This is a genomic window from Pseudomonas sp. UBA6315 (assembly GCF_002438125.1).
GTDB lineage: Bacteria > Pseudomonadota > Gammaproteobacteria > Pseudomonadales > Pseudomonadaceae > Aquipseudomonas > Aquipseudomonas faucium.
Genome location: NZ_DJTF01000092.1, coordinates 1 through 21,158, shown reverse-complemented (window position 1 = coordinate 21,158; position 21,158 = coordinate 1). Strand labels below are relative to the sequence as shown.

At 63.4% G+C, this 21,158-nt stretch carries 17 protein-coding genes, 5 tRNA genes and 1 pseudogene; 22 read left to right on the top strand and 1 reads right to left on the bottom strand.

All coding sequences use genetic code 11. The features are described from left to right. From B3E94_RS12135 to mgtE, 22 genes are all read left to right on the top strand, one after another. On the top strand, positions 1–990 hold a 990-nt coding region (locus tag B3E94_RS12135), incomplete at its 5' end, for an AMP-binding enzyme (RefSeq protein ID WP_286913679.1). Positions 991–1,587: 597 nt separating this feature from the next. After that, positions 1,588–2,376, top strand: a complete 789-nt coding sequence (locus B3E94_RS12130) for an ABC transporter substrate-binding protein (protein ID WP_286913678.1) — start codon at positions 1,588–1,590, stop codon at positions 2,374–2,376. Positions 2,377–2,464: 88 nt separating this feature from the next. Continuing rightward, complete coding sequence (locus B3E94_RS12125; protein WP_176518120.1) at positions 2,465–3,154, top strand: ABC transporter permease; 690 nt, start codon at positions 2,465–2,467, stop codon at positions 3,152–3,154. Further along, positions 3,151–3,849: an ABC transporter permease gene (locus B3E94_RS12120; RefSeq protein WP_176518121.1), complete on the top strand. Its 699-nt coding sequence runs from the start codon at positions 3,151–3,153 to the stop codon at positions 3,847–3,849. The genes B3E94_RS12125 and B3E94_RS12120 overlap by 4 nt, the downstream gene beginning before the upstream one ends. 22 nt (positions 3,850–3,871) lie before the next feature. After that, on the top strand, positions 3,872–4,636 hold the full coding sequence (locus B3E94_RS12115; RefSeq protein ID WP_008096710.1) for an ABC transporter ATP-binding protein: 765 nt from the start codon (positions 3,872–3,874) through the stop codon (positions 4,634–4,636). 100 nt (positions 4,637–4,736) lie between these two features. Next, a complete protein-coding gene (gene argR / locus B3E94_RS12110; RefSeq protein ID WP_176518122.1) occupies positions 4,737–5,717 on the top strand; it encodes a transcriptional regulator ArgR in 981 nt (326 codons plus the stop codon). 330 nt (positions 5,718–6,047) lie between these two features. After that, positions 6,048–7,268: an aspartate aminotransferase family protein gene (locus B3E94_RS12105; RefSeq protein WP_286913676.1), complete on the top strand. Its 1,221-nt coding sequence runs from the start codon at positions 6,048–6,050 to the stop codon at positions 7,266–7,268. 133 nt (positions 7,269–7,401) lie between these two features. Beyond that, the gene (gene aruF / locus B3E94_RS12100) at positions 7,402–8,421 is read left to right on the top strand and encodes an arginine/ornithine succinyltransferase subunit alpha (protein ID WP_286913674.1); all 1,020 of its coding nucleotides are present in this window, start codon (positions 7,402–7,404) and stop codon (positions 8,419–8,421) included. Between the two features lie 52 nt (positions 8,422–8,473). Further along, the gene (astA, locus tag B3E94_RS12095; protein ID WP_176515759.1) at positions 8,474–9,502 is read left to right on the top strand and encodes an arginine N-succinyltransferase; all 1,029 of its coding nucleotides are present in this window, start codon (positions 8,474–8,476) and stop codon (positions 9,500–9,502) included. Next, positions 9,503–10,966: a succinylglutamate-semialdehyde dehydrogenase gene (gene astD, locus B3E94_RS12090; RefSeq protein WP_286913672.1), complete on the top strand. Its 1,464-nt coding sequence runs from the start codon at positions 9,503–9,505 to the stop codon at positions 10,964–10,966. It begins immediately after the preceding gene. 23 nt (positions 10,967–10,989) lie between these two features. Further along, positions 10,990–12,339 (top strand): N-succinylarginine dihydrolase, encoded by a 1,350-nt coding sequence (gene astB, locus B3E94_RS12085; protein WP_286913671.1) that lies wholly within the window; start codon positions 10,990–10,992, stop codon positions 12,337–12,339. 14 nt (positions 12,340–12,353) lie between these two features. Continuing rightward, entirely contained in the window at positions 12,354–12,644 is a 291-nt protein-coding gene (locus B3E94_RS12080) for a topoisomerase II (RefSeq protein ID WP_176515765.1), read from the top strand. A gap of 10 nt (positions 12,645–12,654) precedes the next feature. After that, on the top strand, positions 12,655–13,662 hold the full coding sequence (gene astE / locus B3E94_RS12075; protein WP_176515767.1) for a succinylglutamate desuccinylase: 1,008 nt from the start codon (positions 12,655–12,657) through the stop codon (positions 13,660–13,662). 376 nt (positions 13,663–14,038) lie between these two features. Further along, positions 14,039–16,663, top strand: coding sequence for an alanine--tRNA ligase (alaS, locus tag B3E94_RS12070; RefSeq protein ID WP_286913670.1), 2,625 nt, complete (start codon positions 14,039–14,041; stop codon positions 16,661–16,663). A gap of 83 nt (positions 16,664–16,746) precedes the next feature. Next, positions 16,747–17,982 (top strand): aspartate kinase, encoded by a 1,236-nt coding sequence (locus tag B3E94_RS12065; RefSeq protein WP_176515771.1) that lies wholly within the window; start codon positions 16,747–16,749, stop codon positions 17,980–17,982. Between the two features lie 167 nt (positions 17,983–18,149). Then, positions 18,150–18,338, top strand: a complete 189-nt coding sequence (gene csrA, locus B3E94_RS12060) for a carbon storage regulator CsrA (RefSeq protein ID WP_003254503.1) — start codon at positions 18,150–18,152, stop codon at positions 18,336–18,338. A 72-nt stretch (positions 18,339–18,410) separates the two neighbouring features. Then, positions 18,411–18,501, top strand: a tRNA-Ser gene (locus B3E94_RS12055). Positions 18,502–18,607: 106 nt separating this feature from the next. Then, positions 18,608–18,684, top strand: a tRNA-Arg gene (locus B3E94_RS12050). A 73-nt stretch (positions 18,685–18,757) separates the two neighbouring features. Then, positions 18,758–18,834 (top strand) — tRNA-Arg (locus B3E94_RS12045). Positions 18,835–18,906: 72 nt separating this feature from the next. Continuing rightward, positions 18,907–18,983 (top strand) — tRNA-Arg (locus tag B3E94_RS12040). Between the two features lie 72 nt (positions 18,984–19,055). Next, positions 19,056–19,132 (top strand) — tRNA-Arg (locus B3E94_RS12035). A 377-nt stretch (positions 19,133–19,509) separates the two neighbouring features. Beyond that, positions 19,510–20,952: a magnesium transporter gene (gene mgtE, locus B3E94_RS12030; protein ID WP_176515773.1), complete on the top strand. Its 1,443-nt coding sequence runs from the start codon at positions 19,510–19,512 to the stop codon at positions 20,950–20,952. Between the two features lie 90 nt (positions 20,953–21,042). On the opposite strand, the pseudogene B3E94_RS12025 reads toward mgtE, so the two are convergent. Further along, a pseudogene (locus B3E94_RS12025) lies at positions 21,043–21,158 on the bottom strand (DNA-binding protein); the annotation flags it as partial.

Sequence of the window (21,158 nt, the reverse complement as noted above, 5' to 3'; positions counted from 1 at the left end):
GCGACCACGCTGTTGTTCGAAGGCGTGCCGAACTACCCGGACATCACCCGCGTGTCGAAGATCGTCGACAAGCACAAGGTCAACATCCTCTACACCGCGCCCACCGCCATCCGCGCGATGATGGCCGAGGGCGAGGCCGCCGTGGCCGGTGCCGACGGCTCCAGCCTGCGCCTGCTGGGCTCGGTGGGCGAGCCGATCAACCCCGAGGCGTGGAACTGGTACTACAAGACCGTCGGCAAGGAACGTTGCCCGATCGTCGACACCTGGTGGCAGACCGAGACCGGCGGCGTGCTGATCAGCCCGCTGCCAGGCGCCACCGCGCTCAAGCCAGGCTCGGCGACCCGCCCGTTCTTTGGCGTGGTGCCGGCGCTGGTGGACAACCTGGGCAACCTGATCGAGGGCGCCGCCGAGGGCAACCTGGTGATCCTCGACTCCTGGCCGGGCCAGTCGCGTTCGCTGTACGGCGACCACGACCGCTTCGTCGACACCTACTTCAAGACCTTCCGCGGCATGTACTTCACCGGTGACGGCGCGCGCCGCGACGAAGATGGCTACTACTGGATCACCGGCCGGGTGGATGACGTGCTCAACGTCTCCGGGCACCGCATGGGCACCGCCGAGATCGAGAGCGCCATGGTTTCCCACCCCAAGGTCGCCGAGGCGGCGGTGGTGGGCGTGCTGCACGACATCAAGGGCCAGGGCATCTATGTGTACGTGACCCTCAATGCCGGCGAGGAGTCGAGCGAGCAGTTGCGCCTGGAGCTGAAGAACTGGGTGCGCAAGGAAATCGGCCCGATCGCCTCGCCGGACGTGATCCAGTGGGCGCCGGGGCTGCCCAAGACCCGCTCGGGCAAGATCATGCGGCGCATCCTGCGCAAGATTGCCACGGGGGAATACGATGCGCTGGGGGACATCTCGACCCTGGCCGACCCAGGGGTGGTGCAGCATTTGATCGACACCCACAAGGCGATGAGCCTGGCGACTGCCTGAGGTACTTGGGGCTGCGTTGCAGCCCAATCGCCGGCAAGCCGGCTCCCACAGGGATCGCGCAGCCACTGCCACTCCATTGTGGGAGCCGGCTTGCCGGCGATTGGGCCGCAAAGCGGCCCCGGCTTAAGCAAAAACCCCGCTCGGGCAACCGGCGGGGTTTTTGCTTAAGTGTTACCCGACATTCATCGGTAACTCTTCTGTCACCGCTTTCGCACAAAAACGAGGCGCCCGGGAACATTTATGACCCGATTCGGTGCGCTGTCATAGCCATTTTTTGCAACGCAGCACGCTACACTTGCCGTAACACAAGGCTTTGCCAATAATAGGCCCAGTAATTGCTAGTCCTATGGGTTCTATTTCTTGCGCTCTTGCATATTCTGCAAAGGCTGTCAACCTCGCCCGCTGCGGTTTCAGGCGCTTCTGTAAGTAGTTGTCGCTTTGAAGAAATATCGACTACCGGGCTGTCGTTAAAATGCCACTCACTCGCTCGTGGTCTGCGACCTTGGTCGAACCCTGCGCGGCTCGCGTTGTACCCATTCGCATAACGGGCAGTTGTTTCCCCTGCCTTGTATTGCCCCGTACCGATGGAGTTACCTGATGAAGAAGCTCGCACTGCTTGGCGCCCTGGCGCTTTCCGTGTTTTCCCTGGTGTCGCAGGCCGAAGATGTAAAACCGTTGAAGATCGGTATCGAAGCCGCCTACCCACCCTTCGCCTTCAAGCAGCCAGACGGCAGCATCGCCGGTTTCGACTACGACATCGGCAACGCCCTGTGTGAAGAGATGAAAGCCAAGTGCACCTGGGTCGAGCAGGAGTTCGACGGCCTGATCCCGGCGCTGAAAGTGCGCAAGATCGACGCCATCCTGTCGTCCATGTCGATCACCGACGATCGCAAGAAGTCGGTCGACTTCACCAAGCGCTACTACCTGACCCCGGCGCGCCTGGTCATGAAGCAACGCACCACCGTCAGCGACAGCCTGAGCGAGCTCAGCGGCAAGAAGATCGGCGTGCAGCGCGGCTCGATCCACGACCGCTTCGCCAAGGAAGTGCTGGCTCCCAAGGGCGCTACCGTCGTGCCATACGGCACCCAGAACGAAATCTACCTGGACGTCGCCGCTGGCCGCCTCGACGGCACCGTGGCCGATGCCACCCTGCTCGAAGATGGCTTCCTGAAAACCGACGCCGGCAAGGGCTTCGCCTTCGTCGGCCCAGCGTTCACGGATGCGAAGTACTTCGGTGACGGCATCGGCATCGCCGTGCGCAAGGGCGACGACGCCAACCGCGAGCGCATCAACCAGGCGATCGACGCGATTCGTGCCAACGGCAAGTACAAGCAGATCGAAGCCAAGTACTTCAATTTCGACATCTACGGTCCAGACTCGAACTAAGTCGTCGAGTTTCACCTGTGCAATGGTGCAAACAGCAGAGGCTCTGAGGTTTGCACCATTTTTCATTCTCTAGGTCGAGGACCTCATCATGTTGAAAGGCTACGGGGCAGTCATCCTCGACGGGGCGTGGCTGACGCTGCAGCTCGCCCTGTCGTCGATGGCCCTGGCCATCGTGCTCGGCCTGATTGGCGTGGCGCTGCGCTTGTCGCCGGTGCGCTGGCTGGCCTGGTTGGGCGATATGTACGCCACGGTGATCCGTGGTATTCCGGACCTGGTGCTGATCCTGCTGATCTTCTACGGCGGGCAGGACATCATCAACCGCGTGGCGCCGCTGGTCGGCTATGACGATTACATCGACCTGAACCCGCTGGTGGCGGGTATCGGTACGTTGGGCTTCATCTTTGGCGCCTACCTGTCGGAAACCTTCCGCGGCGCCTTCCTCGGTATTCCCAAGGGCCAGGCCGAAGCCGGCGTGGCCTATGGCATGAGCAACCGCCAGGTGTTCTTCCGCATCCTGGTGCCGCAGATGATCCGCCTGGCGATCCCGGGCTTCACCAACAACTGGCTGGTGCTGACCAAGGCCACCGCGCTGATTTCGGTGGTCGGCCTGCAGGACATGATGTTCAAGGCCAAGCAGGCGGCAGACGCCACCCGCGAACCCTTCACCTTCTTCCTGGCGGTGGCGGCGTTGTACCTGGTGATCACCAGCGTCTCGCTGCTGGCCCTGAAGTATCTCGAGAAGCGCTACTCGGTGGGCGTCAAGGTGGCTGAGCTATGATTTTCGACTACAACGTCATCTGGGAAGCCATGCCGCTGTACCTTGGCGGCCTGTTGACCACCCTCAAGCTGCTGGCGCTGTCGCTGCTGTTCGGCTTGCTGGCGGCGGTGCCGCTGGGGCTGATGCGGGTGTCCAAGCAGCCGCTGGTGAACATGAGCGCCTGGCTCTACACCTACGTCATCCGCGGTACGCCGATGCTGGTGCAGCTGTTCCTGATCTACTACGGCCTGGCCCAGTTCGAGGCGGTGCGCGAGAGCATCTTCTGGCCGTGGCTGTCCAGCGCGACCTTCTGCGCCTGCCTGGCGTTTGCCGTCAACACCAGCGCCTACACCGCCGAAATCATCGCCGGCAGCCTCAAGGCCACGCCCCATGGCGAGATCGAGGCGGCCAAGGCCATGGGCATGTCGCGCATGAAGATGTACCGCCGCATCCTGCTGCCTTCGGCCTTGCGTCGGGCGCTGCCGCAGTACAGCAACGAAGTGATCATGATGCTGCAGACCACCAGCCTGGCGTCGATCGTGACCCTGATCGACATCACCGGTGCCGCGCGCACGGTCAATGCCCAGTACTACCTGCCTTTCGAGGCCTACATCACGGCGGGCGTGTTCTACCTGTGCCTGACCTTCATCCTGGTGCGCCTGTTCAAGCTGGCCGAACGCCGTTGGCTCGGCTACCTGGCGCCGCGCAAGCACTGAACGCTCTGTGAGAACCGACAGCATGTACAAACTCGAAGTCCAAGACCTGCACAAGCGCTACGGCAGCCATGAAGTGCTCAAGGGCGTGTCCCTGGCGGCCAAGGCAGGCGATGTGATCAGCATCATCGGCTCCAGCGGTTCGGGCAAGTCGACCTTCCTGCGCTGCATCAACCTGCTCGAGCAGCCGCACGCGGGCAAGATCCTGCTCAACAACGAAGAGCTGAAGATGGTCGCCGGCAAGGACGGCGCGCTCAAGGCGGCTGATCCGCGCCAGCTGCAGCGCATGCGTTCGCGCCTGTCGATGGTGTTCCAGCATTTCAACCTGTGGTCGCACATGACGGCGCTGGAGAACATCATCGAAGCGCCGGTGCACGTGCTCGGCGTGAGCAAGAAGGAAGCCCTGGAAAAGGCCGAGCACTACCTGGCCAAGGTGGGCGTGGCGCACCGCAAGGACGCCTTCCCTGGGCACATGTCCGGCGGTGAGCAGCAGCGCGTGGCAATCGCCCGGGCCCTGGCCATGGAGCCTGAGGTGATGCTGTTCGACGAGCCGACCTCGGCGCTCGACCCGGAGCTGGTGGGCGATGTGCTCAAGGTGATGCAGGCGCTGGCCCAGGAAGGCCGCACCATGGTGGTGGTGACCCACGAGATGGGCTTTGCCCGCGAGGTGTCCAACCAGCTGGTGTTCCTGCACAAGGGCCTGGTCGAAGAAACCGGCTGCCCGCGCGAAGTGCTGGCCAACCCGCAATCCGAGCGGCTCAAGCAGTTTCTCTCGGGCAGCCTCAAGTAAAGGCTGCATCTTTGCACCAGAATAGGGCATGCTGCGCAGCGAGCACAGCCTGCCCACGGCGCCACAGACGCGAACGACCTCAGGTTTCGGACCTTACCCTATGACCACCCAGCGAATCGGTTTTCTCATCTGGCCCAGCACCAAGCCTCTGACCCTGGCGCTGGCGGAGGAGGTGTTGCAGGTGGCCCAGCGGGTGCATCCGGACGTGGTCTACGAGCTGGCCTTCCTCCAGGCCGAGCCTGCCGAGGAGGGCGCCTGGCGTCTGCCGGGCGAGCCCTGGAATGGCCGCCTGGAAGGCTGCCACAAGCTGTTTTTGCTGGCGGACGACTTGCCCCAGGCGATCGGCTCGGCCCTGTCGGCGGCGCTCAAGCAGGTGGCGCGCAGTGGTTGCATGATTGGCGGGTTGTCTGCCGGCGTGTACCCGCTGGCCATGCTCGGCCTGCTCGATGGCTACCGCGCGGCGGTGCACTGGCGCTGGCAGGACGATTTTGCCGAGCGCTTCCCCAAGGTCATTGCCACCAGCCACCTGTTCGACTGGGACCGTGACCGCCTCACGGCCTGCGGCGGCATGGCGGTGACCGACCTGCTGCTGGCGGTGCTGGCGCGTGACCATGGCGCGGAGCTGGCGGGGGCGGTGTCCGAAGAGCTGGTGGTCGAGCGCATCCGCGAAGGGGGCGAGCGCCAGCGCATTCCGCTGCAGAATCGCCTGGGTTCCAGCCACCCGAAGCTGACCCAGGCGGTGCTGCTGATGGAGGCCAATATCGAAGAGCCGCTGACCACCGACGAAATCGCCCAGCACGTGTGCGTGTCGCGCCGGCAGTTGGAGCGCATCTTCAAGCAGTACCTCAATCGCGTGCCCAGCCAGTATTACCTGGAGTTGCGCCTGAACAAGGCGCGGCAGATGCTGATGCAGACCAGCAAGTCGATCATCCAGATCGGCTTGTCCTGCGGGTTCTCCTCGGGGCCGCATTTCTCCAGTGCCTACCGCAACTTCTTTGGTGCGACGCCGCGCGAAGACCGCAATCAGCGCCGTAGCAGCAGCCCGTTCGAGTTGAGTTCGGCGCCTGCCGAAAAGGGCTGAAACCTTCGCCGTCCGGTCGGGCCCTGTCGCCGGCAAGCCGGCTCCCACAATCATCGAGCTGGCGCAGGTTGTTGTGGGAGCCGGCTTGCCGGCGATGGGGCCGGTACAGCCACCGTCCTTTCTTATGTGAACACCCGTTCACCCAGCCCCCCGCTGCCGTTACACTGCGCGATTGCGACAGTGTTTGTCGCATTGCCGAAAGCCTGGCTAAAACAGGGTTTTGCGCTGTAACAAGTTGTCGCTTGGCCGCAAGGACAGGCGCGGATCAGTCCTTACAATCCCCCCATCGCTCGCCACTTCCAGGCCAGCGTTCCTCTTCAGGAGACTCAGATGTCCGTTGAGCAAGCCCCGGTGCAACGTGCCGATTTCGACCAGGTCATGGTTCCCAACTATTCTCCGGCGGCCTTCATTCCTGTGCGAGGCGAGGGTTCCCGCGTGTGGGACCAGTCGGGCCGTGAGCTCATCGACTTTGCCGGCGGCATCGCGGTGAACGCCCTGGGCCATTGCCACCCGGCGCTGGTCAAGGCCCTGACCGATCAGGCCAACACCCTCTGGCACGTCTCCAACGTCTTCACCAACGAGCCGGCCCTGCGCCTGGCGCACAAGCTGGTCGACGCCACCTTTGCCGAGCGTGCCTTCTTCTGCAACTCCGGCGCCGAATCCAACGAGGCCGCCTTCAAGCTGGCCCGTCGCGTGGCCCACGACCGCTTCGGCCCGGACAAGCACGAAATCATCGCCACCGTGAACAGCTTCCACGGGCGCACGCTGTTCACCGTCAGCGTCGGCGGCCAGCCGAAGTACTCCGACGGCTTCGGCCCGAAGATCACCGGCATCAGCCATGTGCCATACAACGACCTGGAAGCGCTGAAGGCACAGATTTCCGACAAGACCTGCGCCGTGGTGATCGAGCCGATCCAGGGCGAGAGCGGCGTGGTGCCGGCCGACAAGGCCTACCTGGAAGGCGCCCGCAAGCTGTGCGACGAGCACAACGCGCTGCTGATCTTCGATGAAGTGCAGACCGGCGTCGGCCGCACCGGCTCGCTGTATGCCTACCAGCACTACGGCGTGACCCCGGACATCCTCACCAGCGCCAAGAGCCTGGGCGGTGGTTTCCCGATCGGCGCCATGCTCACCACCAGCGACATCGCCAAGCACCTGGCGGTCGGCACCCACGGCACCACCTACGGCGGCAACCCGCTGGGCTGCGCCGTGGCCTGCGCGGTGCTGGACGTGATCAACACCCCAGAGACCCTGGCCGGCATCAAGGCCAAGCACGAACGCTTCAAGGCCCGCCTGGAGAAGATCGGCCAACAGACTGGCCTGTTCATCCAGGTGCGCGGCGTCGGCCTGCTGATCGGCTGCGTGCTGAGCGATGCCTGGAAGGGCAAGGCCAAGGACATCCTCAACGCCGCCGAGAAGGAAGGCGTGATGGTGCTGCAGGCCGGCCCCGACGTGGTGCGCTTCGCGCCGAGCCTGGTGGTCGAGGACGCCGACATCGATGAAGGCCTGGAGCGCTTCGAGCGCGCCGTGGCCAACCTGATCAAGGGCTGATTCGCCTGCGATCCGCTCGCCGGCGCCCACCCGCGCCGGCGAACCCTGATTTTCACAGCGGGTGCGTGCATGCAGGCACCCGCCGTTTTCTCGCGCCGTCGTGCACGGCCAGTTTTTCCAAAGGAGTGACACCATGCTGGTGATGCGCCCCGCGCAAATGGCTGATCTGAACGAAGTGCAGCGCATGGCTGCGGACAGCCCCGTTGGTGTCACCTCGCTGCCGGACGATGCTGCCCGCCTGGGCGACAAGATTGCCGCCTCGGAAACCTCGTTCGCTGCCGAAGTGAGCTTCAATGGCGAGGAGAGCTACTTCTTCGTGCTCGAGGACAGCGCCACCGGCAAGCTTGCCGGTTGCTCGGCCATCGTCGCCTCGGCCGGCTATTCCGAGCCGTTCTACAGCTTTCGTAACGAGACCTTCGTGCACGCCTCGCGCGAGCTGAAGATCCACAACAAGATCCACGTCCTGTCGCTGTGCCACGACCTCACCGGCAACAGCCTGCTGACCAGTTTCTACGTGCTGCCCGAGCTGGTCGACAGCGGCTGGGCCGAGCTCAACTCGCGCGGCCGCCTGCTGTTCATGGCCTCGCACCCGGAGCGCTTCGCCGAGTCGGTGGTCACCGAAATCGTCGGCTACAGCGACGAGCAGGGCGAGTCGCCGTTCTGGGACGCCATCGGGCGCAACTTCTTCGACCTCAACTACGCCCACGCCGAGCGCCTGTGCGGCCTGAAGAGCCGTACCTTCCTCGCCGAGCTGATGCCGCACTACCCGATCTACGTGCCACTGCTGCCCGACGCTGCGCAAGAGGCCATGGGCCAGGTGCACCCGCGTGCGCAGATCACCTTCGACATCCTCATGCGCGAAGGCTTCGAGACCGAGCACTACATCGACATCTTCGACGGCGGGCCGACCCTGCATGCGCGGGCTTCGGGCATCCGCTCGATCGCCCAGAGCCGCGTGGTGCCGGTGAAGCTGGAAGAGGCGCCGGCCAAGGGCGGGCGCCAGTACCTGGTGTGCAACGGCCAGCTGCAGGACTACCGCGCCGTGCTGCTGGAGCTGGACTGGGTGCCGGGCAAGCCGGTCGGCCTGAGCGCCGACGCCGCCGAAGCGCTGGGTGTGGGCGAGGGCGCCAGCGTGCGCCTGGTCGCGGTCTGAAGCCTGGGAACAGAGTTTTGCGGTGGCGCTCGCTGCCGCACAAGGAGATAGCATGATCGTTCGTCCTGTACGCAGCAGCGATTTACCCGCGCTGATCGAATTGGCTCGCAGCACCGGTACCACCGGCCTGACCACCTTGCCGGCCAACGAAGAGCGCCTCGGCCACCGCGTCGGCTGGGCCGAGAAGAGCTTCCGTGGCGAAGCCGAGCGTGGCGACACCGACTACCTGTTCGTGCTGGAAAACGATGAAGGCATGGTGGTGGGCATCAGCGCCATCGCCGGTGCCGTCGGCCTGCGCGAGCCCTGGTACAACTACCGGGTCGGCCTGACCGTCAGCGCCTCGCAGGAGCTGAACATCTACCGCGAAATCCCGACCCTGTTCCTGGCCAACGACCTGACCGGCAATTCCGAGCTGTGCTCGTTGTTCCTGCGCAGTGACTACCGTTCCGGGCTCAATGGCCGCTTGCTGTCGCGCGCGCGCATGCTGTTCATCGCCGAGTTCCCCGAGCTGTTCGGCAACAAGATCATCGCCGAAATGCGCGGCATGTCCGATGAGCAGGGGCGCTCGCCGTTCTGGGAAAGCCTGGGCCGGCATTTTTTCAAGATGGAGTTCAGCCAGGCCGACTACCTCACCGGCGTGGGCAACAAGTCGTTCATCGCCGAGCTGATGCCCAAGTTCCCGCTGTACACCTGCTTCCTGTCGGAGGCGGCGCGCAATGTGATCGGCCGCGTGCACACCGACACCGAGCCTGCGCTGGCCATGCTCAAGCAGGAAGGCTTCAGCTACCAGGGCTACGTCGACATCTTCGACGCCGGCCCCGCCATCGAGTGCGAAACCTCGAAGATCCGCGCGGTGCGCGAAAGCCAGAACCTGGTGCTGGCTGTCGGCACCCCAGGCGACGACGCCACGCCATACATCATCCACAACCGCAAGCGCGATGACTGCCGCATCACCGCTGCGCCCGCGCGCCTGGCCGCTGGCACCCTGGTGGTCGACCCCTTGACCGCCAAGCGCCTGCGCATGGGTGCGGGCGACAACGTGCGCGCCGTGCCGCTGTCGGCAAGCCGGGAGGCCCAGTAAATGACCACGCATTACATTGCCGGCACTTGGCAGGCCGGCCAGGGCGATACCCTGCAGTCGCTCAACCCGGTGACCCAGGCGGTCATCTGGCAAGGCCAGGGCGCTGCTGCCGGCCAGGTCGAGGCTGCCGTGCAAGCCGCTCGCCAGGCCTTCCCGGCCTGGGCGCAGTTGAGCCTGGAAGCGCGCATCGACGTGCTGGAAAAATTCGCCGAGCAGCTCAAGCAGCATGCAGAAGCCCTGGCCCACTGCATTGGCGAGGAAACCGGCAAGCCGTTGTGGGAATCGGCCACCGAAGTCACCAGCATGGTCAACAAGGTGGCGATCTCGGTGCAGAGCTATCGCGAGCGCACCGGTGAAAAGAGCGGGCCGCTGGCCGATGCCACGGCGGTGCTGCGGCACAAGCCGCATGGTGTGGTGGCGGTGTTCGGCCCCTACAACTTCCCCGGCCACCTGCCCAACGGGCATATCGTGCCGGCGCTACTGGCGGGTAACTGCGTGGTGTTCAAGCCCAGCGAGCTGACGCCCAAGGTTGCCGAGCTCACGGTCAATTGCTGGATTGCCGCCGGCCTGCCGGCGGGCGTGCTGAACCTGGTCCAGGGCGCTCGCGAAACCGGCGTGGCCCTGGCTGCCAACCCGGGGATCGATGGGCTGTTCTTCACCGGCTCCAGCCGCACCGGCAACCTCTTGCACCAGCAGTTTGCCGGGCGCCCGGACAAGATCCTGGCCCTGGAAATGGGTGGCAACAACCCGCTGCTGGTCGATCAGGTCAAGGACCTCGACGCCGCGGTGTACACCATCATCCAGTCGGCCTTCATCTCCGCCGGCCAGCGCTGCACTTGCGCCCGTCGCCTGCTGGTGCCGGCAGGGGCCTGGGGCGATTCGCTGATCGCGCGTCTGGTCGAGGTGAGCAAGACCCTAACAGTCGGAGCCTTCGACCAGCAGCCAGCACCCTTCATGGGGGCGGTGATCTCGCTGCAGGCGGCGCAGGCCCTGGTGGCGGCCCAGGCTGAACTGCTCGCCAAGGGCGCGGTGGCCTTGCTGCCCCTGACCCAGCCACAGGCCAACGCTGCGCTGCTGACGCCGGGCATCGTCGATGTGACCGCAGTGGCCGAGCGCCCGGATGAAGAGTTCTTCGGCCCGCTGTTGCAGGTGATCCGCTACGCCGACTTCGATGCCGCCATCGACGAGGCCAACAACACCCAATACGGCCTGGCCGCCGGCCTGCTGTCCGATTCCCGGGCGCGCTACCAGTACTTCTGGCTGCGCAGCCGCGCCGGCATCGTCAACTGGAACAAGCAACTGACCGGCGCCGCCAGCAGTGCGCCGTTCGGTGGGGTAGGGGCCAGCGGCAACCACCGCGCCAGTGCCTATTACGCGGCCGATTACTGCGCCTACCCGGTGGCTTCGCTGGAGACCGCCAGCCTTGCCTTGCCGGCGTCGCTGACGCCGGGCGTCACCCTATAACAACAGGTCTCGGAGCCTAGCCGATGAAATCCTATGAAGTGAATTTTGATGGCCTGGTGGGGCCTACCCACAACTATGGCGGCCTGTCCTACGGCAACGTGGCTTCGCAGAGCAACAGCCAGCAGGCGTCCAACCCGCGTGAAGCGGCGCGCCAGGGCCTGGCGAAGATGAAGGCGCTGGCCGACATGGGCTTCCAGCAGGGCGTGCTGGCGCCGCAGGAGCGCCCGGACGTGGCGGCGCTGCGCCGCCTGGGCTTTGCCGGCAGCGATGCCGAGGTGATCCAGCGCGCCGCCAAGGAGGCCATGCCGCTGCTGGTCGCCAGTTGTTCGGCGTCGAGCATGTGGGTGGCCAATGCCGCCACTGTCAGCCCCAGCGCCGACACCGCCGATGGCCGCGTGCATTTCACCGCCGCCAACCTCAACTGCAAGTACCACCGCAGCATCGAGCACCCGACCACCAGCCGCGTGCTGGCGGCCATGTTCAACGACGACAGGCACTTTGCCCATCACCCGGCGCTGCCTGCGGTTGCGCAGTTCGGTGACGAAGGCGCGGCCAACCACACGCGTTTCTGCCGCCGCTATGGCGAAGCGGGCGTCGAGTTCTTCGTCTACGGCCGCAGTGCCTTCGACAGCCGCTACCCGGCACCGCAGAAATACCCCGCGCGCCAGACGCTTGAAGCCTCCCAGGCCGTGGCCCGGCTGCACGGCCTGAGCGAACACGGGGTGGTCTACGCTCAACAGAACCCGGCGGTGATCGACCAGGGCGTGTTCCACAACGATGTGATCGCGGTGGGCAACGGCGAGGTGCTGTTCTACCACGAGGATGCCTTCCTCGAGACCGATGCGGTGCTTGGCCAACTACAGGCTAAACTGGCCAGCAAGGGTGGCCATTTCCAGGCCATCCAGGTGCCACGCGCGGCCGTGACGGTAGAAGACGCAGTGCGTTCGTACCTGTTCAACAGCCAGCTGCTGAGCCGCGAAGATGGTTCGATGCTGCTGGTGGTGCCGGAAGAGTGCCGCAACAACGAGCGGGTCTGGGCGTACCTGAACCAGTTGACCGCCCAGGGCGGCGCGGTGCGCGAGGTCAAGGTGTTCGACCTCAAGCAGAGCATGCAGAACGGCGGTGGCCCCGCGTGCCTGCGCTTGCGCGTGGCGTTGAAGGAAACGGAACTGGCGGCGGTCAATCCAGGCGTTATCATGACCGCCCCGTTGTACGACACGCTGCTGCAGTGGGTCGACAAGCACTACCGCGACCGCCTTGGCGAAGCGGACCTTGCCGACCCGCAGTTGCTGGTGGAATGCCGTACCGCGCTGGATGAGTTGACCCAGATCCTGAAGTTGGGTTCGGTCTATCCGTTCCAACGCCAACCTTGAAGAGAGAACCTGTAATGACCGACGCCATGCGCCTGATCCTCGAAGATTCCGACGGCACCCAGCTGGAAACCTCCTGCACGCGCTTTGCCGTGGTCTGGCAAGGCAAGGAAGTGTGGATTCAGCAAGATGGCCGCGGCCAGCTGCTGATCGGCGTGGATGTCGATGAAAACGACACCGAGTACGCCAACCTGCTGCTGCGCCCGATGGCCACCAACCTGGTCAGCCTGCAGCTGGAGATGGAGCCGGCCGATGCCGGTGAAGGCGACGATCACGTCCATGGCCCCGACTGCGGCCACCACCACTAAGGAAGCGCCTATGCTCGCCCTTGGCAAACTGCTTGAGCTGACCCTGACCGATCACGAGCCGGCCGAGAAGACCCAAGTGACACCCAAGGGCGTGCGGTTGCGCTGGCTGGGCGAGGGCGCACTGGAGGTACGCCCGCCGGAAACCGAGGACTGTGGGCTGGACCTGCTGCTCTCGGCCGGCATCCACGGCAACGAGACGGCGCCGATCGAGCTGCTCGAGCGGCTGCTGCATGGCGTGGCCAACGGCAAGATCAAGCCCCGTGCGCGGGTGCTGTTCCTGTTCGGCAACCCGGTGGCGATCCGCAAGGGCGAGCGCTTCATCGAGCAGGACATCAACCGCCTGTTCAATGGCCGCCACGAACTTTCCAGCGGCTTCGAGGCACTGCGTGCCGCGGAGCTCGAACAATTTGCCCGGGTGTTCTTCAGCAAGCCCGAGCGCACCCGCCTGCATTACGACCTGCATACTGCCATCCGTGGCTCGAAGATCGAGCAGTTCGCCTTGTACCCTTATAAAGAGGGGCGCAAGCATTCGCGCCGCGAGCTGGCCCGCCTGGCGGCAGCCGGCATGGAGGCGGTGCTGTTGCAGAGCAAGTCGTCGATCACCTTCAGTGCCTTCACCTACGAGCAGCTCGATGCCGAGGCATTCACCCTGGAGCTGGGCAAGGCGCGGCCGTTCGGGCAGAACGAGCAGGTCAACCTCGACAGGCTCGAAGAGCGGCTGATTCGCATCATCGAGGGCACTGAGCCTGAGAACGATGGCTCGCTGGACGGGTTGAAGCTGTTCAGCGTTGCCCGCGAGATCATCAAGCACAGTGACAGCTTCCACCTGCACCTGCCGGCGGATATCGAAAACTTCTCCGAGCTGAGCAAGGGCTACCTCTTGGCTGAGGACCTTGCGGAGATGCGCTGGGTGGTCGAGGAGGAGGGCGCGCGAATCATCTTCCCCAATCCCAAGGTCAGGAATGGGCTGCGTGCCGGGATTCTCATCGTCCCCGACTCGGGGCAGCGGTTGGGGTGAATTCGCTGCCGCTATCGCCGGCAAGCCGGCTCCCACAGGTAGGGCACAGCCCTGAGTTTTTGTGGGAGCCGGCTTGCCGGCGATAGGGCCAGAACGGCGACCATTGGATCCCAACAGACCCATTAAAAGTATTTAATTCACCGCCTGTTCCATTTTCCCTTCCCTTGGGCGGTAATTGGCTTGCCAGCGGCAAAAGCCTGCATTTAGCATCCGGTCATGTCTTTTTCGTTTGCTTGAGCTGAAAAGCCGTCCAATCGACGCTTTCTATCGCATAAACACACTGCACCGAGATTGCAGGACCGATATAATGCGGCCCTTTGCCGTCGTTTCGTCGACGTGTTTGCCCAACAGGGCCGCCGTTTCCGTGGAAGAACCTATGAAAAGCGCAGAAATCCGTGAAGCCTTCCTTCGCTTCTTCGAAGAGCAGGGACATACCCGAGTCGCCTCCAGTTCGCTGATCCCGAACAACGACCCGACCCTGCTGTTCACCAATGCCGGCATGAACCAGTTCAAGGACTGCTTCCTCGGCGCGGAGAAGCGTGCCTACACCCGTGCCGTCAGCAGCCAGAAGTGCGTGCGTGCCGGCGGCAAGCACAACGACCTGGAAAACGTCGGCTACACCGCGCGTCACCACACCTTCTTCGAGATGCTGGGCAACTTCAGCTTCGGTGACTATTTCAAGCGCGACGCGATCACCTTCGCCTGGACCTTCCTGACCTCCGACAAGTGGCTGAACCTGCCGAAGGAAAAGCTCTGGGTCACCGTCTACGCCAGCGACGACGAAGCCTACGACATCTGGACCAAGGAAGTCGGCGTGCCGGCCGAGCGCATGGTGCGCATCGGTGACAACAAAGGCGCCCCATACGCCTCCGACAACTTCTGGACCATGGGCGACACCGGCCCGTGCGGCCCGTGCACCGAGATCTTCTACGACCACGGCGCCGACATCTGGGGCGGCCCACCCGGCTCGCCGGAAGAAGATGGCGACCGCTACATCGAGATCTGGAACAACGTCTTCATGCAGTTCAACCGCACCGCCGATGGCGTGCTGCACCCGCTGCCAGCGCCGTCGGTGGACACCGGCATGGGCCTGGAGCGCATCAGTGCGGTCATGCAGCACGTGCACTCGAACTATGAGATCGACCTGTTCCAGAACCTGCTGTCCGCTGCGGCCAAGGCCATCGGCTGCAGCAACGACGGCCAGGCTTCGCTGAAAGTGGTCGCCGACCACATCCGTTCCTGCGGCTTCCTGATTGCCGACGGCGTGCTGCCGTCCAACGAAGGCCGCGGCTACGTGCTGCGCCGCATCATTCGTCGCGCCTGCCGCCACGGCAACAAGCTGGGCGCCAAGGGCAGCTTCTTCTACCAGATCGTCGCCGCCCTGGCGGCCGAGATGGGCGAGGCCTTCCCTGAGCTCAAGAGCCAGCAGGCGCACATCGAGCGCGTGCTCAAGGCTGAAGAAGAGCAGTTCGCCAAGACCCTGGAGCAGGGCCTGCGCATCCTCGAGCAGGACCTGGCCCAGCTCAAGGGCAACGTGGTGCCTGGTGACGTGGTGTTCAAGCTGTACGACACCTATGGCTTCCCCATGGACCTGACTGCCGACATCGCCCGCGAGCGCGAGCTGACCATCGACGAGGCCGGCTTCGAGCGCGAGATGGACGCCCAGCGTGAGCGTGCACGTTCCGCCAGCGCCTTCGGCATGGACTACAACAGCCTGGTCAAGGTCGACACCGCGACCGACTTCCTCGGCTACGAGGCCACCGAAGGCCAGGGCAAGATCATCGCCCTGTACAAGGATGGCCAGTCGGTCGACCAGCTGGGTGAAGGCGAAGAGGGCGTGGTCGTGCTCGACCGCACGCCGTTCTACGCCGAATCCGGTGGCCAGGTCGGCGACAGCGGCTACCTGCAGGCCGGTGCTGCGCGCTTCGACGTGCGCGACACCACCAAGACCGGCGGCGCTTTCCTGCACCACGGCGTGGTGGCCAACGGTGCGCTGGTCATCGGCTCGCCGGTCGAGGCCAAGGTCGATGCCCAGGTGCAGCACGCCACCTCGCTGAACCACTCCGCCACCCACCTGCTGCACGAAGCGCTGCGCCAGGTGCTGGGCGACCACGTGCAGCAGAAGGGCTCGCTGGTCGACAGCCAGCGCCTGCGTTTCGACTTCAGCCACTTCGAAGCGGTGAAGCCGGAGCAGATCAAGGCACTGGAAGACATCGTCAACCGCGAAGTGCGCAAGAACACCCCGGTGGAAACCGAAATCACCGATATCGAAACCGCCAAGCGCAAGGGCGCCATGGCCCTGTTCGGCGAGAAGTACGGTGACACCGTGCGCGTGCTGAGCATGGGCGTCGATTTCTCCGTCGAGCTGTGCGGCGGTATCCACGCCAAGCGCACCGGCGATATCAGCCTGTTCAAGATCATCAGCGAAGGCGGCGTGGCCTCGGGCGTGCGCCGTATCGAAGCGGTCACCGGCGAAGCGGCGCTGGCCTACCTGAACGCTGCCGAAGAGCAGGTCAAGGAAGCGGCGCAACTGGTCAAGGGCAACCGTGACAACCTGATCGACAAGCTGTCGGCGGTGCTCGAGCGCAACCGTCAGCTGGAGAAGCAGCTGGAACAGCTGCAGGCCAAGGCCGCCAGCGCCGCCGGGGATGATCTCTCCAACGCGGCTGTTGAGGTCAAAGGTGCCAAGGTGCTTGCCGCCCGCCTCGACGGGCAGGATGGCAAGGCCCTGCTGGCGCTGGTCGATCAGCTGAAGAACAAGCTCGGCCACGCAGTGATCCTGCTGGGCAGCGAGCATGAGGGCAAGGTCGTGCTGGTGGCCGGCGTGACCAAAGACCTCTCCAGCCAACTCAAGGCTGGCGACCTGATGAAACAAGCCGCAGCAACAGTGGGTGGCAAGGGCGGTGGCCGTCCGGACATGGCCCAGGGTGGTGGCGTCGACGTCGCTGCGCTGGACCAGGCCCTGGCGCTGGCCGTGCCGTTCGCAGAGCAGGGACTTTGAGATGACGGGGCGGCGGTCTAGTCGCCGCCCCGTCATGTTGGATGGTTTTTTTGGGGCCCTGTATGGGCTGAGGCACCATTGAAATGGCGTTGATCGTACAGAAATTTGGCGGCACCTCTGTCGGTTCCATCGAGCGGATCGAGCAGGTTGCCGACAAGGTCAAGAAACACCGTGAGGCGGGCGACGACCTGGTGGTCGTGCTGTCGGCCATGAGCGGCGAAACCAACCGCCTGATCGACCTGGCCAAGCAGATTACCGACCAGCCGGTTCCGCGCGAGCTGGATGTGATCGTGTCCACCGGCGAGCAGGTCACCATTGCCCTGCTGGCCATGGCCCTGATCAAGCGTGGCGTGCCGGCGGTGTCCTACACCGGCAACCAGGTGCGCATTCTCACCGACAGCTCGCACAACAAGGCGCGCATCCTGCAGATCGACGACCAGAAGATTCGCGCCGACCTCAAGGCCGGGCGCGTGGTGGTGGTGGCAGGTTTCCAGGGCGTCGACGAGCACGGCAGCATCACCACCCTTGGCCGGGGTGGCTCCGACACCACCGGCGTGGCCCTGGCGGCCGCGCTCAAGGCTGACGAGTGCCAGATCTACACCGACGTCGATGGCGTCTACACCACCGACCCGCGTGTCGTGCCCCAGGCGCGCCGCCTGGAGAAGATCACCTTCGAAGAGATGCTGGAAATGGCCAGCCTCGGCTCCAAGGTGCTGCAGATCCGTTCGGTGGAGTTCGCCGGCAAGTACAACGTTCCGCTGCGCGTGCTGCACAGCTTCAAGGAGGGTCCGGGTACCCTCATTACCATTGATGAAGAGGAATCCATGGAACAGCCGATCATTTCCGGTATCGCCTTCAACCGTGATGAAGCCAAGCTGACCATTCGCGGCGTGCCGGACACCCCGGGCGTCGCCTTCAAGATCCTCGGCCCGATCAGCGCGTCGAACATCGAAGTGGACATGATCGTGCAGAACGTTTCGCACGATAACACCACCGACTTCACCTTCACCGTGCACCGCAACGAGTACGAGAAGGCCCACGCCGTGCTGGAAAACACCGCGCGCGAGATCGGTGCCCGTGAAGTGAGTGGCGACATCAACATCGCCAAGGTTTCGATCGTCGGCGTTGGCATGCGCTCCCACGCGGGCGTTGCCAGCCGCATGTTCGAAGCCCTGGCCAAGGAGAGCATCAACATCCAGATGATCTCCACCTCCGAAATCAAGGTTTCGGTCGTGATCGAAGAGAAGTACCTGGAGCTGGCCGTTCGCGCGCTGCACACCGCGTTCGAGCTTGACGCTCCGGCCCGACAGGGCGAGTAAGGCCTTGCCAGAAGGGCGCGGCTTAGCCGCGCCCTTCGCGTTTCTGGCTGTCGCGCAGGCCCTGTCCTGCCGGCGTGGTGGCCAACCGGGCCTGGAGCTGTCGTCCGCAGCCGTGGCCCGTCATTCCAAGACTGTTATCCCTGAATGTTTTGCGTAAGGAGAAAGCTATGTTGATTCTGACTCGTCGGTGCGCCGAGAGCCTGATCATTGGAGACGGCGAGATCACCGTGACGGTGCTTGGCGTCAAAGGCAACCAGGTGCGTATCGGCGTCAGCGCGCCCAAGGAAGTGGCCGTTCACCGCGAGGAAATCTACCTGCGGATCAAGAAAGAGAAGGATGAAGAGCCAAGCCTTTAATTTTTTTGAAGTTTTTTTCAAAAAAAGGGTTGCAAACGAGGAAGAGCCTGTTTAATATTCGCCTCGTGTTGCGGTGAGGTGGCCGAGTGGCCGAAGGCGCTCCCCTGCTAAGGGAGTATACCTCATAAGGGTATCGGGGGTTCGAATCCCCCCTTCACCGCCATTATTCGCTTAGGGCGCTGTAATCGGTAAGAACGCTAAGTCGTTGAAGTTAAACGAAAAAGTTCTTGCAAAAATGTTTCAGCGAACTATTATGCGCGGCAAGACACGGACTCATAGCTCAGCTGGATAGAGTACTCGGCTACGAACCGAGCGGTCGCAGGTTCGAATCCTGCTGAGTCCGCCATTTTTGAAGTGGCTTTGCTTGCAAGGCTGCTTCAAACCAACCAGTGGTAACCTGGTCTAAAACTACCAACCACGGACTCATAGCTCAGCTGGATAGAGTACTCGGCTACGAACCGAGCGGTCGCAGGTTCGAATCCTGCTGAGTCCGCCACTTTTGAAGTGGTTTTGCTTGCGAAGGCACTTCAACCCACCAGTGGTAATCTGGTCTAAAACTACCAACCACGGACTCATAGCTCAGCTGGATAGAGTACTCGGCTACGAACCGAGCGGTCGCAGGTTCGAATCCTGCTGAGTCCGCCACTTTTGAAGTGGCTTTGCTTGCAAAGGCATTTCAACCCACCAGTGGTAACCTGGTCTAAAACTACCAACCACGGACTCATAGCTCAGCTGGATAGAGTACTCGGCTACGAACCGAGCGGTCGCAGGTTCGAATCCTGCTGAGTCCGCCATACATCAAGAAGCCCGCTCATTTGAGCGGGCTTTTTGTTTTCTGTTTTCACTGAATTCTCGGTGATGCCTGACTAGACTGCAAAGTAACCGGCCCAGCCATCTTTCGCGCGGCGGATGTGTTCTTTGCTTGGCACCCTGCGTCGCACTGTTGGCTTCGAGCGTTGTCCTAGCTTTATCGCGCAAACGATTGTTCTGGCCAAAATTTTAAGCGATCTGACAGCTTAGGCAGTGTATGATTGCGCCCGTCAGCCCCGCCGGGGCTTGTGGAATCCCACCATGGACTTACCCAGTAGTTACTCCTTAACAAGTTTTATACAGATTGATCTGACCGATTGATTCTCCCGGCGTGCTCCGCTGCTGGGAGTGGAGTTCGCCTATGACTGAAGTAGAAGTAAAGAAAGCTCAAGAGAGCCTGCAGGATCGTCTGGCCCAGGTGGTCGAACTGTTGCAGCGCCAGCGCGTGGTAGAGGACCTGACCCACCGTCAGGAAGGTCATCACCATGACCGGGTGGAAAGCCTCGTCCACCGTCAGAATCTCGTCGAGCTGCAGCGCAAGCTCGATGACCTGCACCCTGCAGACGTCGCCTATATCCTCGAAGCCTTGCCCCTGGAAGACCGCCTGACGGTCTGGCAGCTGGTGCGCTCGGATCGCGACGGCGACATCCTCCTCGAAGTATCCGACGCCGTCCGCCAATCGCTGATCGCCGACATGGACGATCACGAAATCCTCGCTGCGGCGAAGGAAATGGACGCCGACGAACTGGCCGACCTGGCGCCCGAGCTGCCGCGTGACGTCGTTCACGAGCTGATGGAAAGCCTCGATGCCCAGCAGCGTGAGCGCGTGCGCTCGGCGTTGAGCTACGACGAGGAGCAGATCGGTGCGCTGATGGACTTCGAGATGGTCACCATCCGCGAAGATGTCAGCCTCGAAGTGGTGCTGCGCTACCTGCGCCGCCTGAAGGAATTGCCCAACCACACCGACAAGCTGTTCGTGGTCGACTACGACGGCATCCTCAAGGGCGTGCTGCCGATCAAGCGCCTGCTGGTCAACGACCCGGAGAAGAAGGTAGCGGAGGTCATGGCGACCGACCCGGTATCCTTCCACCCCGAGGAAGATGCCTACGACGCGGCTCAGGCTTTCGAGCGTTACGACCTGGTATCGGCGCCGGTGGTAGACAAGAGCGACCGCTTGATCGGCCGCCTGACCATCGATGAAATGGTCGACCTGATTCGTGAGGAGAGCGAAAGCGAAGTCCTCAACATGGCCGGTCTGCGCGAAGAAGAAGACATCTTCGCCTCGGTCTGGCGTTCGCTGCGCAACCGTTGGGCCTGGCTTGCCATCAACCTGATTACCGCCTTTGTGGCGTCGCGCGTGATTGGCCTGTTCGAGGGCTCGATCGAGAAGCTGGTGGCATTGGCAGCCTTGATGCCGATCGTTGCCGGTATCGGCGGCAACTCCGGTAACCAGACCATCACCATGATCGTTCGCGCCATGGCGCTGGACCAGGTGTCGCCGGGCAATACCAGCCGCCTGATGCGCAAGGAGCTGGCGGTGTCGCTGCTCAATGGCCTGATCTGGGGTGGGGTGATCGGTGCGGTGGCGTTCTGGTTGTATGGCAGTTGGTCGCTGGGCCTGGTGATGACTGCGGCGATGACCTTGAACCTGCTGCTGGCAGCCTTCATGGGCGTGTTGATCCCGATGACCCTGACCCGCCTGGGCCGCGACCCGGCGATGGGCTCGAGCGTGATGATCACGGCCGTGACCGACAGTGGCGGCTTCTTCATCTTCCTGGGCCTGGCCACCATCTTCTTGCTGTAACCCCGGGTCGCCGGCTTGCCGGCGACAAGGCCGCGACAGACCCATAAAAAAAGCCAGCTTGCGCTGGCTTTTTTGTGCTCGCTACACGCCTCAGGAGGCGTCGGCGGCCATTTCCACGTCGTGAGCGATGAGGGCCACCAGTGCGTTTTGCTGTCGGTGGGAGAGCTGGCGGAAGCGCTGCAGCAGCTCACGCTCGTGCAGCGACA

Excerpts from the sequence above, each read along its gene's own strand:
- B3E94_RS12130 (WP_286913678.1), top strand. The coding sequence starts at position 1,588 with ATGAAGAAGCTCGCACTGCTTGGCGCCCTGGCGCTTTCCGTGTTTTCC.
- B3E94_RS12125 (WP_176518120.1), top strand. The coding sequence starts at position 2,465 with ATGTTGAAAGGCTACGGGGCAGTCATCCTCGACGGGGCGTGGCTGACG.
- B3E94_RS12120 (WP_176518121.1), top strand. The coding sequence starts at position 3,151 with ATGATTTTCGACTACAACGTCATCTGGGAAGCCATGCCGCTGTACCTT.
- B3E94_RS12115 (WP_008096710.1), top strand. The coding sequence starts at position 3,872 with ATGTACAAACTCGAAGTCCAAGACCTGCACAAGCGCTACGGCAGCCAT.
- argR (WP_176518122.1), top strand. The coding sequence starts at position 4,737 with ATGACCACCCAGCGAATCGGTTTTCTCATCTGGCCCAGCACCAAGCCT.
- B3E94_RS12105 (WP_286913676.1), top strand. The coding sequence starts at position 6,048 with ATGTCCGTTGAGCAAGCCCCGGTGCAACGTGCCGATTTCGACCAGGTC.
- aruF (WP_286913674.1), top strand. The coding sequence starts at position 7,402 with ATGCTGGTGATGCGCCCCGCGCAAATGGCTGATCTGAACGAAGTGCAG.
- astA (WP_176515759.1), top strand. The coding sequence starts at position 8,474 with ATGATCGTTCGTCCTGTACGCAGCAGCGATTTACCCGCGCTGATCGAA.
- astD (WP_286913672.1), top strand. The coding sequence starts at position 9,503 with ATGACCACGCATTACATTGCCGGCACTTGGCAGGCCGGCCAGGGCGAT.
- astB (WP_286913671.1), top strand. The coding sequence starts at position 10,990 with ATGAAATCCTATGAAGTGAATTTTGATGGCCTGGTGGGGCCTACCCAC.
- B3E94_RS12080 (WP_176515765.1), top strand. The coding sequence starts at position 12,354 with ATGACCGACGCCATGCGCCTGATCCTCGAAGATTCCGACGGCACCCAG.
- astE (WP_176515767.1), top strand. The coding sequence starts at position 12,655 with ATGCTCGCCCTTGGCAAACTGCTTGAGCTGACCCTGACCGATCACGAG.
- alaS (WP_286913670.1), top strand. The coding sequence starts at position 14,039 with ATGAAAAGCGCAGAAATCCGTGAAGCCTTCCTTCGCTTCTTCGAAGAG.
- B3E94_RS12065 (WP_176515771.1), top strand. The coding sequence starts at position 16,747 with ATGGCGTTGATCGTACAGAAATTTGGCGGCACCTCTGTCGGTTCCATC.
- csrA (WP_003254503.1), top strand. The coding sequence starts at position 18,150 with ATGTTGATTCTGACTCGTCGGTGCGCCGAGAGCCTGATCATTGGAGAC.
- mgtE (WP_176515773.1), top strand. The coding sequence starts at position 19,510 with ATGACTGAAGTAGAAGTAAAGAAAGCTCAAGAGAGCCTGCAGGATCGT.